The following is a 12,566-nucleotide window of genomic DNA, read 5'->3' as shown; positions in this document are numbered from 1 at the left end:
TGGTAAGTTTATCAGCTGGTGCATCTACTTTTAAATTAAAATACGGACACCGTTCGCACAATCAACCTGTACAATTAGTAGGAACCAAAAGATGTTTCATTACATCTCAAAACCACGGTTTCGCAGTAGATGATTCGAAATTACCAGAAGGATTTAAAACATTCTTTACGAACTTAAATGATGGAACATGTGAAGGAATTCGTCACGAATCAAAACCAATTTTTACAGTTCAATTCCACCCAGAAGCAATGGGAGGACCAGTTGATACAGAATATTTATTTGATGAGTTCATCGAAGAAGTAAAAAAATATAAAAACGCTAACGCATAATCAGAATCACGATGTTAAAAAAAGATATTAAAAAAGTATTAGTATTAGGATCAGGAGCATTAAAAATTGGTCAAGCTGGTGAGTTTGATTATTCTGGTTCGCAAGCGTTAAAAGCGTTAAAAGAAGAAGGAATTAAAACAGTTTTAATTAATCCAAATATTGCAACTGTTCAAACTTCTGAAGGAATTGCAGACGAAGTTTACTTCTTACCTGTAACGCCTTACTTTGTGGAAGAAGTCATTAAAAAAGAAAAACCAGACGGAGTTTTAGTTGCCTTTGGAGGACAAACAGCTTTAAACTGTGCGGTTGAATTAAATAAAGAAAATATATTCGAGAAATATGGTGTTGAGGTTTTAGGAACTCAAATTCCAGTAATTGAAGCAACGGAAGATCGTGATATTTTCATCGAAAAATTAGACCAAATTGGTGTTTTAACTGCTCGTTCAGAAGCAGTAGAAACTGTAGAAGACGCAATGGCAGCTGGTAAACGCATCGGTTTCCCATTAATCATTCGTGCGGCGTACGCTTTAGGAGGTTTAGGTTCTGGTTTCGCAAATAACGAAGAAGAATTATTAGATTTAGTTGAAAAAGCATTCAATTATTCTTCTCAAGTTTTAGTGGAAGAGTCATTAAAAGGATGGAAAGAAATTGAGTACGAAGTAGTTCGTGATTCTTACGATAACTGTATCACAGTTTGTAACATGGAGAACTTCGATCCGATTGGAGTTCATACTGGAGAGTCAATCGTTATTGCACCTTCTCAAACTTTATCAAATTCAGAATATCATAAATTACGTGAAGTTGCCATTCGCACAATTCGCCATCTTGGTGTAGTTGGAGAATGTAACATTCAATATGCTTTCGATACTGTTTCAGAAGAATATCGTGTAATCGAAGTTAACGCTCGCTTATCTCGTTCGTCAGCTTTGGCGTCAAAAGCAACAGGTTATCCTTTAGCTTTCGTGGCTGCTAAATTAGCTTTAGGTTATTCTTTAGATGAGTTAAAAAATAGTGTAACGCAAACGACATCTGCGATGTTCGAGCCAGCGTTGGATTACTGTGTAGTGAAATTGCCTCGTTGGGATTTAAATAAATTTTACGGAGTTCGTCGTAACATTGGTTCTGCAATGAAATCTGTTGGAGAAGTAATGGCAGTTGGACGTTCTTTTGAAGAAGCAATTCAGAAAGGAGTTCGTATGTTAGATATTGGACATAGAGGTTTCGTAGCAAATGGATTCAAAATTCCAGAAGGTGAATCGTTGGATACATGGTTAGCTGAGCCAAATGACGAGCGTTTATACGCGATTACTGAAGCTTTCAAAGCGGGATATTCGATTGAAAAAATTCACGATTTAACAAAAATCGATTTATGGTTTTTACAACGTTTAGAAAGAATTTTTAATGTATCAAAAGAATTTGAAGCATTAGAAAGATTTGAACAAGTTGAAGCAGATTTAGTAAAACGTGCAAAATTATTAGGATTCTCGGATCAACAAATTGCAGTTTTAGTAAAAGGAGATCAAAACGTACACAGAAACGAATTAACAGTTCGTGAATTACGTAAAAACTTCGGAATTAAACCTGTTGTAAAACAAATTGATACGTTAGCAGCAGAATTCCCAGCACAAACAAATTATTTATATGTAACCTATCACGGAACTGAAAATGATTTGGAGCCAGAAACTGAGAAAGCAGTTTGTATTTTAGGATCTGGAGTTTATCGTATTGGTTCGTCTGTAGAGTTTGACTGGTGTTCTGTAAATGCAGCGCATACAGCATCAAAAAATGGTTACAAAACAATTATCATCAACTATAATCCAGAAACGGTTTCGACAGATTATGATGAGTCAGATCGTTTATACTTCGAAGAATTGTCTTTTGAACGTGTAATGGATATTTTAGATTTTGAACAACCTAAAGGAACAATTATTTCGACAGGAGGTCAAATTCCGAATAACTTAGCGATGAAATTGTACGATCAATCAATTAATATTTTAGGAACTTCTCCTTTAAGAATTGATGATGCAGAAAATCGTCACAAATTCTCAGAAATATTAGATGAATTAGGAATCGATCAACCACGTTGGAAAGAGCTTTCTTCTTTAGAAGCGATTCACAAATTTGTGGAAGAAGTTAATTTCCCAGTGTTAATTCGTCCTTCTTATGTCTTATCTGGAGCTGCGATGAACGTAGTTTCGAATACACATGAGCTAGATGCTTTCTTGAAATTAGCGAAAGAAGTTTCTCCTGATTATCCAGTTGTAGTTTCAGAATTCGTACAAGGAGCAAAAGAAATTGAGTTGGATGCAGTTTGTCAAAATGGAGAAATTGTAGATTACGCAGTTTCTGAACACGTAGAATTTGCGGGAGTTCACTCAGGAGATGCAACAATGTATTATCCACCACAAAAAGTGTACATCGAAACAATTCGTCAAATGCGTAAAGTTGCAGCGAAAATTGCAAAACGTTTCGAAATTTCTGGACCAATGAACATTCAGTTTTTATCAAAAAATAATACAGTTCGTGTTATCGAAACTAATATTCGTGCTTCTCGTTCGTTTCCATTCGTATCGAAAGTTGCAGGAAATAATTTAATCGAAAAAGCAACAAAAGTTTTATTAGGATTAGAAGTAGAAAAAGGACATTCAGAAGTCGTTTACGATTTAGATTATGTAGGAGTGAAAGCTTCTCAGTTCTCATTTACACGTTTAGCAGGAGCTGACCCAGTTTTATCAGTTGACATGTCTTCAACAGGAGAAGTAGGGTGTATCGGTGATACAGCAGAAGAAGCTTTATTAAAATCAATGTTATCTGTTGGATATGAAATTCCTGAGAAAACCGTTTTAATTTCTGGTGGACCAATTGCTTCTAAAGTTGCTTTATTAGAGCCTGCGAAACAATTAATCGCAAAAGGTTACAAAATTTATGCAACAGAAGGAACGCACAAATTTTTTACAGAAAATGATGTGTATTCTACGCTTGTTTACTGGCCTTCTGATAAAAAAGAGCCAAATGTAATGTCTTATTTACATGACAAGAAAATTGATATGGTGATCAACATTCCGAAAAACTTAACAAAAGCGGAATTAGACAACGATTATCAAATTCGTCGTACAGCTGTAGATTTCAATATTCCGTTGGTAACAAATGCACGTTTAGCTTCGGCTTTCATTAATGCATTTACAAAATTATCGATGGATGATTTAAAAATCAAAACTTGGAATGAATACCGTAATAAATAGAAATTAGAATCTAGATATTAGAAGTTAGAAAGCCTCGCATTTGCGAGGCTTTTTTTATGTTATTTTTTTGAATTTGTCATTCCGACAAAAGAAGGAATCTAAATTTAATGCGAAGCTGAAACGAGTTCAACTTAAGTTTTCCTGAACTTGTTTCAGGAACACATCATACGTGATTGCCTAATAATCTTGATTAAACATGAAGAAATGAATACACAATAATTCCAATAACAATTATTGAGAAAATAAACGTATTAATTCCTAAAAGTATAGCACCTTTAATTGTTGTAATGATAAATCCTTGGTTATAGAGTTTTTTCAACGCAAGGAAAAAGTAAACAATAATATATAAAACAATCAATGTATTAATCAAAGCTATTATGGCTGATACAGCATTACTATCAATATAATTTGAAAGTTTATTCAAAAGAAAAATTACCAAAATTGATAAAAGAATTACCGTAAAATAATGCAGTGTAAAAATTCCGTGATCAAAATACCACCATTTCTTTTTGTTGTAAAAAATCCATAAGAAGAAAGCAAACAAAGGCATGTATACAAACAAAACTTTCGGAATGACATGCAAAGATTTCTCAACAATAGCTTCTCCTAATTGATCGTCAGAAACCTTTCTTTTTCTCAACTCTTGGTATTTTTCAATAAAGGGAGATAATATTGGAACGTTATTTTTTACTTTAGATTGCAAGTTTTCAATAGATTCCTCGTTCAAATCTTCTAAAGAGTTTGCATTTTTATTTTTTTCAACTTCAGATTTTATTTTTGCACTTTGCTCGACAGTTGTCAATCCTTTGTTCTGTAAAGTGTCTATTGTAGCATTAAGTGCTTTTTGAATTTTTTCAGTATTTTCTATTGATATAGGTTCATTGGAACTATCATTATATTCAGTTTTATGAGAAGGAAATATAGAAATAAGGAAAAACGTTACAAAACTGACAAAAATGTACATTTTAACAGGATTAACAGAACTATTTCGTTTACCACTCAAATATTCTTTGGTTAAAACTCCAGGTTTCAAAAATAGTTTTTTGATTGTTTGCCAAAAACTTCCATCGTAATGAACAAAATCTTCGATAAAGTGAGTAAATAAAAAGTGAAACGGTTGACGTGTTTCTACATTTTCTTGTCCGCAATGTTTGCAATAATGTTCTTCTACGTAATGTCCACAATTTTGGCAATTATGATCTTCTCTTAGTTTTCCGTGACTCATGTGTTAATTAAATAGTTATAAAGCTATAAAAAGATTATTTATTTTGAAAAACACACGTTTGAAAAAATTGAAATTATTTTAAAATTTAGAATGAAATTTATTAAGTATACAGAATATTGTATTTTAGTAGAAATCTATTAGGAAATTTTATGTTTAAATCTTTACAGCTTAAAACTGATGTAACAAAACAATATCAAACAGAATGCGAGGAAAATAATTTGAATAATCTTTCTAAAATTAACATTTTTATCGGACCTAATAATTCTGGAAAAAGTCGTTTTTTGAGAGATTTGTTCTCAATTGAAGAAATCAGATATAATCTAATTCAATTAAAATTAATTGAGTTAAGCGAAATTTATGATGAAGTATCAATTAATATAAAAAATCTGAAGATAAATTATCCATATGAAGTTGATAATAGGCTTAATGTAGATAATTTTTATATTAAAGATGAATATGATAAAGAAGAATTAGTGATTTTGTTCGATGAATACAATAAAATTGATTTAAATAAACAATATTCAAGTTATCATGGAATTAATAAAGATATATATAATAATTTAAAATCTTTAAAGGATAATTTTAATAAAGTTGATTTTAATAATAATCTTTTAAAATTAGATTTTTCAAACAAAGCAATATATATTCCAATTCTTCGTGGTTTAAGAAGCATTAATTATCAAAATGAGGAATTTACGAGAGAAGATTTTTATTTTGAAAGAACAAAAAATGATTATTTTAAAGATGCGAAACTTGAGTTTAATACAGATGAATCTATTAAATCTATTTTTACAGGTTTATCTTTTTATGATGATGTTCAAGAATTATTACTTGGAAATTACGAGCAAAGAAAGTTAGTAAAAGATTTTGAAATATTTTTGAGTCAAACATTCTTCCAGAATAAGAAGATTACCATTATTCCAAGATTAAAAGAAAAAGATGTTTACATTAATATCGAAGGTGAAGAAGATAGACCAATATATAATTTAGGGGAAGGCGTACAAGCAATTATTATTCTTACTTATCCTTTATTTTTTAATAAAGGAAAAAACCTTAAGATTTATATTGAAGAACCTGATGTTTATTTACATCCAGGTTTCCAACGTATTTTAATTGAAACTTTATTGAACACGAAAGGTTTTGAAGAGTTTCAATATTTCTTTACAACTCATTCTAATCATTTTTTGGATATGACATTAGATTATAAAGAAATTTCTGTTTACAAATTTACTAAGGAAAAAGAACAATTTTTTATACATAATATTGATAATCCAGATATAACTTTATTAGAACATTTAGGTGTTAAAAATTCATCTGTTTTTCTAACGAATTGTACAATTTGGGTAGAAGGAATAACAGATAGAATTTATATCAGAAAGTATTTAGAACTTTATCAAGAAAGTTTATCAAAAGAATCTAAAAAATATTTTGAAGATATTCATTACTCTTTTGTAGAATATGGAGGAAATAATATTACACATTGGAGTTTTTTAGATACTTCTGGTATTAATGTAGAGCGTTTGTGTGGTAAATTATTTCTTTTAACAGATAGCGATAATGCTAAATCAGGCGCTAAATATGAAAGGTTTACTAAACTTCAACAAAAATTAGGAGATCAATATTATTGTCTGCAAGCTAAAGAAATAGAAAATTTATTAACTAAAGAAATTTTATTAGAAACTTTAAAATTAATTGATAAAACGAAAGATAAAGAAAGTATAAAATTTAAGGATAAAGCAAAGTTTAATCCTAACACTGCAATAGGTACTTTTATAGATAATCATATTGAAGGACTAAATAAAATGTATAAAAATGAGAGTGGAACAATAAAAGAAAAAGTCCAATTTGCTCAAGGTGTAGTGAATGTTCTTTTAGACTTTAATCAACTTACAGATGAAGCTCAAAAATTAACAATGAAAATTTATAATTTTATCAAAGAAAATAATTAAAACAAAAAATCCACTTCTCTCGAAGTGGATTTTATATTTCTCGTAAAAATAATTTTCTTAAAACTCAGCAAAAAAAGCTTCTACTTTTTCTACGCCGTTTGCGTCTAAGGCTTCAACCAATTCTTTTTTGATTTCTGTTAATTCTTTCTTTTTCGCTTTTTTCAAAACTGGTTTTGCAGTTTCCAAAAAGTTTTCGATTTGTTCTAAACCACGAGAACTTAAGAATTTTTCGTCTGTTTTTTTCAATTTAGCGTAAACTTGTACCAACATTCTACATTGTTCCAAAGCCAAAACGTATTCTTTTACAGTTTCTAACGTAATCATATAATGCAACATCAATTGTACTGAAGGCATATTACGTTGATGACCAAATTTCGTGTATTTTTCTAATGCAATTCCAAAAGATTCTTTACTACGTTCGATATTTTTATTTAAAGCTGCAGAAATGACAACATTAAACCAATCGTCTGAATTATCAGAGTTTTGAGCGATATCGAAAAATGCATTATCCGCATTCTCAAAATCTTGTAAACTATAATATGATAAAGCAATTAATTTCTTAGCATCGTACAATTGTTTTGGGTCTTTCGCATCCAATAAACCTTCACAAATTTTGATACACATCTCGAAATTGCTGTTTCCAAATAAATCTCTCGCAGTGTTCAACAACGAATTAGTCGCATTCTGTTCCAACGCTTGCTCGTACATAAATTGACGTGCTCTCAAAACATCCTCGTATGTGATATAATCGTAATTGATTTTCATTTTTTTCGTCTCTTTGTTAATTCGCAACTAAATTAATTAAATCTTTAAGAAAGTACTTAATTATTTATCTTTTTTTAATAAATGTCGAATCACCGTTTCTGCCGCATGCAACCCGAATAAACCAGGCATCCACGAATTAGTTCCGTAAAACGATTTTTTATAATTTTTTCCATCCGTTAATTTAACCGAAGATTCATCAGGAACTTCTGTCGAAAAAACAGCTTTTACACCTTTATTAATTCCTTCTTTTTTTAATCGTTTTCTAACATTTTTTGCCAAAGGACAAACATCTGTTTTACTAATATCACGCACTTGTACTTTGCTTGCCAAATATTTTCCTCCAGCGCCCATATTGCTGATTACTTTAATTTTTTTGCGTTTTGCAGCTAAAATCAAATTAATTTTTGGTGTAACAGAATCGATGCAATCTAACACATAATCAAAATCTGGTGTGACGATTTCGTGTGTACGTTCTGGACTCAAAAATTCGTTGATACGCGTTAATTCTAATTCAGGATTAATGTCCATTAAACGATCGCCAACGATGTCTACTTTGTTCATTCCAACAGTTGAGTGTAAAGCGGGTAATTGTCGATTAATATTTGTAATATCAACAGTATCACCATCAACAATTGTCATTTTTCCAACTCCTGCGCGTGCGATAAATTCTGCGGCAAAAGAGCCAACTCCACCTAAACCAACAACTAAAATGTTCGAATTTTTTAGGATTTCTAAACCTTCTTCTTTGAATAATAATTCAGCTCTTTCTTGCCAAACTGCCATTGAAATGTATTTTAATTATGATTGAACTTCGTAACCGAAAACTGCTTTCCAATTTTTCGCTTGTTGAAGTTGTAATTCCTCGATTGTAATTTTTCTCAAATCCGCTGCAAAAGTATAAATTTCTTCAATAGAAATTTCGCTTGCATCATTCTCCAAAAAGAATTGATTCGCAGAAAGATTTGCAAATATAATTTGTAAGTTTTTGTTTGATAGAAGATTTTTACCAAAAGATGCAAAACAATTTTGCGCAATAATTTGATTGAGTAACTGTTCATTCTTATTGAAACCATGAAAAATAAACGGAATCGTCAATTTCATTTGTTTTCGAATCTGTAAAATTTCTTGATAAGCACGAACCGAATGTATAATGACTGGAAGTTGATATTGCATCGCAATTTCTAACTGTTTTTTAAAAACGTTGATTTGTAATTCAAAATCTGTTTCGCACAATTTATCTAATCCAATTTCACCGATTGCTAAACAGTTTTTATTCGAAATAGTTTGATTAATAATTTCGATTTCTTCCTTTATTGATGAGGTTTTGATGTAAGCTGGATGAATCCCAATTGAAAATAATTTAGCTTCATTATTCAACTCATTTGGAAACTGATTATACAGTTCCAAAACATCTGTTTGATCGGATAAATGATGTGTATGCGCGTTGAGAAACATAGTTCAAATTTAATCTTTTTCAATGATTTTTCGAAATGTTAAAATAGGAATAGAATTTGCTATAGGAATTTGAATGAATTCAGATCATATTTTAAGTCCAAAAATGTTGAAGTTTTTGCCATGGCTTGGTGCGATGGCAATTTTTATGCAAGCTTTGGACGCTACAATTTTAAATACATCTTTACCTACAATTGCAAAAGAATTAGGAAAATCGCCTTTAGAAATTCAGTCGATTATTGTTGCGTATACGTTAACAATCGCTTTGTTAATTCCTTTGAGTGGTTGGCTTTCGGATAAATACGGAACGAAAAAAGTTTTTCAATCTGCTATACTGATTTTTACACTTGGATCCACACTTTGCGCATTTGCCACAACTTTACCTTTTTTAGTCATTTCACGCGTTATACAAGCGATTGGAGGATCGATGATGGTTCCTGTTGTACGTTTAGCAATTTTATATGCTTATCCAAAAAGTGAATTATTAAAAGTAATTAATTTTATAACTATACCAGGGTTAATAGGTCCACTTCTTGGGCCTACAATTGGAGGTATTTTGGTTGAAACGTTATCGTGGCATTGGATTTTCATCGTGAATATTCCATTCGGAATTATTGCACTTTGGATGACAACTTTTGCGATACCCGATTTTAAACATCCAGTTTTTAAATTTGATATCAGAGGTTTGATTCTTTTTAGTGGAGGAGTTACTGTCTTAACATTGATTATGGAATTGACATCTTCTCGTGTGATTGGCCTGCAAACTGTATTGGCATTGACTGTAGTTTCTGCCTTTTTGATTGGTTTGTATATTTATCATGCAAAACATAAACAACATCCTTTAATCGATTTGAATTTGTTTAACATTAGAACTTTTCGAATTGGTATTATAGGAAATCTTATTACACGATTAGGAATTGGAGGAATACCTTTTCTTATTCCGCTTTTATTGCAAGTTGGTTATGGATATTCGGCTACTGTAGCGGGATTAATTATGATTCCATCTGCAACAAGTAACATTATTGCAAAATCGTTTGTTGTGCCAATTGTGAATAAATTTGGTTATCGAAATACGTTGATTTCCAATACAATAATTTTAGGATTAATCATTTGTATGTTTTTCTTTTTAGAATCGAAATCACCAATTTATTATATCATTCCGTTAATGGTTTTGAATGGATTTTTTAGTTCAATTCAATTTACGGCGATGAATACCTTGTCTTTAGCAGATTTGGACGAAAATACATCCAGCGAAGGGAATAGTTTATTATCGGTTACACAACAATTATCACTAACATTTGGAATTTCTGTAGCTGCATTAATTTTAGGCGTTTTTAGACAAGCAGGATTTGTAAATGGAGTGGAAGTACAAGCTTTTCGTTATTCATTTTTGACGATGGGCGTGATGACAATTTTATCAACTTACATCTTTTTCAAATTAAGAGAATCTGATGGCGCTTCGATGTCAGGGAAAAAATAAAATTTAGAACATAAAAAAATCTCTACCAAGTAGAGATTTTTTCGTTTTATATGAATTTACAATTAGTCATTGTAAAAATGATGGCGAAGTTCACCTTTCAGGTTTGTTTCGTATTGCGTTTTAAATTCTTCTTTCGAAAGATTTTGACCTAATAAATAAATAGCTTTTGTAATTGCAGCTTCCATTGTCAAATCATAACTCGAAATTGCTCCCATATTTAGTAACGCATCACTTGTTGCATAACGTCCAAGTTCTACCATTCCACCCGCACATTGCGTGTTGATAATAAGATGAACTCCTTTATTCGTTACTTCTTCCAACAATTCGATAAACCAATCATCAGTAAAAATATTTCCTGTTCCGAAAGCTTCAATAATAAAAGCTTTCATATTTGGAGCGTTCAAAACACTTTCGATAAAAGAGCGATTCATTCCAGGAAAAATCTTCAAAACACCAACATCAGCATTTAGATCTTTATTGATAGAAAGTTTATTCGTAACAACATTTTTTAACAACAAATCTTCTTTTACTTCCAAATGAACACCAGAAACTCCAATTACTGGATAATTCGGCGATTCGAAAGCATCAAAGTTTTCTGCATTAATCTTAGTTGTTCTATTCGCACGGAACAATTTATATTCAAAATACACGCAAACTTCTTTGATAATTGGTTTATCATTTTTGCGTAATGAAGCCAATTGAATCGAAGTAATTAAATTTTCTTTTGCATCTGTACGCAAATCTCCAATTGGTAATTGCGAACCAGTGAAAATGACAGGTTTTTCAAGATTATCAATCATGAAACTCATTGCAGAAGCTGTATACGCCATTGTATCAGTTCCATGTAAAACCACAAAACCATCGTAGTTCTCGTAGTTTTGTTGAATGGTTTCGGCAATTTCTATCCAATATTTAGGTTTCATATCAGACGAATCTATCGGTGTATCGAAACTATGATAATCGAAAGAACAATCTAAAAGTCCCAACTCTGGAATTTGTTTCAACAAATTATCAAAATTGAAAGGTTTCAAGGATTGATCTCCATAATCTTTCGCCATTCCAATTGTTCCTCCTGTGTAAATTAATAAAATTTTTGTTTGCATGCGGTTTGATTAATTTCTGGTTAAAATTAACCATTATAAAAAATCTGTACAACATCTTTTCTTAAACTCCGATATTTTGTAAATTGGATAAATAATTGTGAATATAATTTTAAACTATCAACTTGATGAAACTATTACTTTTAGCCATTACAACTTTGTTAACATCAGCTTATGTTAATGCGCAATCTGACGAAGGATTGTTTGAAGTTGAGTACGAAATGAACGGACAAGAACTAAAATCTTTTGCTTTTTCTACGGATAATTGTGCGCAGAATTTGATTGTGAAATCGTGGGAAAATTGGGTAACGAACAAAGAAGGTTCTTCTGCTTTTCTAAAAAAACACGAAGCGAGTAATATCAAATTCAAAAATTCGCAAGATGTATATAAATCTGTGATTAGTTTGGTTGATGAAGAAAACGGAAAAACGACCGTGATTAACACATTGACGGATCAAAATGGAATGACGTTTAATAGTAATTCGGCAGAGTTTGATAAAATTTATGCTCAACTACAAGATTTAGCGACAAAAACGAAGCAAGGTTGTGTGCGAAATGAGTTGAGGTTAGCGAACGAAAATATGATTCGATTGACGAAAGAAAATGCAGATGCACAATTGAAAAAAGGAAATTCTATCAAATCATATCTAAAAAATAATAACACCTTATTGAAATTAGAAAGTAAAAAGCAAGCTTTGGGTGATAAATTGGATTTGGTGGTGAATCAATTGGAAAGAGAATCGAATGATAAAGTAACTGATGGCTTAATGAAGAAAAAGATAAAAACCGAAAATGCTTTGCGTGCAACAGAAGATCAGGTGGTTACGTTGAGTGGAAAAATACAAACTGCCGAAGAAAACGATAAAGGTTTGGATGCAAAAATTAATCAATTAACAAGTCAAATTCAGCAACAACGCTCGATTACGGAAAATTTAAAAAAGAAATATTCATCAATTGCACGATAATTGTTAGAGAAATTATATATTTACTAAATATCAATAAATAAATATTATTAAAATCAACT

10 protein-coding genes are annotated in these 12,566 nt (G+C 31.0%); 5 read left to right on the top strand and 5 right to left on the bottom strand.

The window, feature by feature from the left end; genetic code table 11:
• A partial coding sequence (locus B2X73_RS06635) for a glutamine amidotransferase-related protein (RefSeq protein WP_414647159.1) occupies window positions 1-329 on the top strand: 329 nt, incomplete at its 5' end.
• Window positions 330-340: 11 nt separating this feature from the next.
• Window positions 341-3,571 (top strand): carbamoyl-phosphate synthase (glutamine-hydrolyzing) large subunit, encoded by a 3,231-nt coding sequence (gene carB / locus B2X73_RS06630; RefSeq protein ID WP_219034921.1) that lies wholly within the window; start codon window positions 341-343, stop codon window positions 3,569-3,571.
• Window positions 3,572-3,761: 190 nt separating this feature from the next.
• Here carB and B2X73_RS06625 read toward each other — a convergent pair whose 3' ends face one another.
• Window positions 3,762-4,796: a DUF3667 domain-containing protein gene (locus B2X73_RS06625; protein WP_221854620.1), complete on the bottom strand. Its 1,035-nt coding sequence runs from the start codon at window positions 4,794-4,796 to the stop codon at window positions 3,762-3,764.
• Between the two features lie 149 nt (window positions 4,797-4,945).
• On the opposite strand from B2X73_RS06625, the gene B2X73_RS06620 reads away from it, so the two are divergent.
• On the top strand, window positions 4,946-6,745 hold the full coding sequence (locus B2X73_RS06620) for an ATP-dependent nuclease (protein WP_221854621.1): 1,800 nt from the start codon (window positions 4,946-4,948) through the stop codon (window positions 6,743-6,745).
• Between the two features lie 57 nt (window positions 6,746-6,802).
• On the opposite strand, the gene B2X73_RS06615 is transcribed toward B2X73_RS06620, so the two are convergent.
• Genes B2X73_RS06615 through B2X73_RS06605 form a run of 3 tightly spaced genes read right to left on the bottom strand, consistent with a single transcriptional unit; the run spans window position 6,803 to window position 8,965 of the window.
• Window positions 6,803-7,510 carry a hypothetical protein gene (locus tag B2X73_RS06615; RefSeq protein WP_125350289.1) on the bottom strand — a complete coding sequence of 236 codons (708 nt, stop codon included), beginning with the start codon at window positions 7,508-7,510 and terminating at the stop codon, window positions 6,803-6,805.
• A 60-nt stretch (window positions 7,511-7,570) separates the two neighbouring features.
• On the bottom strand, window positions 7,571-8,293 hold the full coding sequence (locus tag B2X73_RS06610) for a tRNA threonylcarbamoyladenosine dehydratase (protein ID WP_038336843.1): 723 nt from the start codon (window positions 8,291-8,293) through the stop codon (window positions 7,571-7,573).
• Between the two features lie 15 nt (window positions 8,294-8,308).
• Window positions 8,309-8,965, bottom strand: a complete 657-nt coding sequence (locus B2X73_RS06605) for a TatD family hydrolase (protein WP_221854622.1) — start codon at window positions 8,963-8,965, stop codon at window positions 8,309-8,311.
• A 73-nt stretch (window positions 8,966-9,038) separates the two neighbouring features.
• Here B2X73_RS06605 and mdtD point away from each other — a divergent pair, with 73 nt between their 5' ends.
• Complete coding sequence (gene mdtD, locus B2X73_RS06600) at window positions 9,039-10,442, top strand: multidrug transporter subunit MdtD (protein ID WP_291096061.1); 1,404 nt, start codon at window positions 9,039-9,041, stop codon at window positions 10,440-10,442.
• 62 nt (window positions 10,443-10,504) lie between these two features.
• Here the strand turns inward: mdtD and B2X73_RS06595 are convergent, their stop codons facing one another.
• Window positions 10,505-11,545 (bottom strand): asparaginase, encoded by a 1,041-nt coding sequence (locus B2X73_RS06595; protein WP_125350832.1) that lies wholly within the window; start codon window positions 11,543-11,545, stop codon window positions 10,505-10,507.
• A gap of 125 nt (window positions 11,546-11,670) precedes the next feature.
• Between B2X73_RS06595 and B2X73_RS06590 the strand changes: the two genes are divergently transcribed.
• On the top strand, window positions 11,671-12,507 hold the full coding sequence (locus tag B2X73_RS06590) for a hypothetical protein (protein ID WP_291096059.1): 837 nt from the start codon (window positions 11,671-11,673) through the stop codon (window positions 12,505-12,507).
• The last annotated feature ends 59 nt before the right edge of the window (window positions 12,508-12,566 follow it).

The sequence above is a fragment of the Empedobacter sp. UBA7252 genome, assembly GCF_002472765.1.
In the GTDB taxonomy this organism is placed as follows: Bacteria; Bacteroidota; Bacteroidia; order Flavobacteriales; family Weeksellaceae; genus Empedobacter; species Empedobacter falsenii_B.
The sequence above is the reverse complement of the archived record's forward strand: the minus strand, read 5'-3'. Positions and strand labels throughout refer to the sequence as shown.

Coding starts and splice junctions, on each gene's coding strand:
- carB (WP_219034921.1), top strand. CDS start 341: ATGTTAAAAAAAGATATTAAAAAAGTATTAGTATTAGGATCAGGAGCA.
- B2X73_RS06625 (WP_221854620.1), bottom strand. CDS start 4,796: ATGAGTCACGGAAAACTAAGAGAAGATCATAATTGCCAAAATTGTGGA.
- B2X73_RS06620 (WP_221854621.1), top strand. CDS start 4,946: ATGTTTAAATCTTTACAGCTTAAAACTGATGTAACAAAACAATATCAA.
- B2X73_RS06615 (WP_125350289.1), bottom strand. CDS start 7,510: ATGAAAATCAATTACGATTATATCACATACGAGGATGTTTTGAGAGCA.
- B2X73_RS06610 (WP_038336843.1), bottom strand. CDS start 8,293: ATGGCAGTTTGGCAAGAAAGAGCTGAATTATTATTCAAAGAAGAAGGT.
- B2X73_RS06605 (WP_221854622.1), bottom strand. CDS start 8,965: ATGTTTCTCAACGCGCATACACATCATTTATCCGATCAAACAGATGTT.
- mdtD (WP_291096061.1), top strand. CDS start 9,039: ATGAATTCAGATCATATTTTAAGTCCAAAAATGTTGAAGTTTTTGCCA.
- B2X73_RS06595 (WP_125350832.1), bottom strand. CDS start 11,545: ATGCAAACAAAAATTTTATTAATTTACACAGGAGGAACAATTGGAATG.
- B2X73_RS06590 (WP_291096059.1), top strand. CDS start 11,671: ATGAAACTATTACTTTTAGCCATTACAACTTTGTTAACATCAGCTTAT.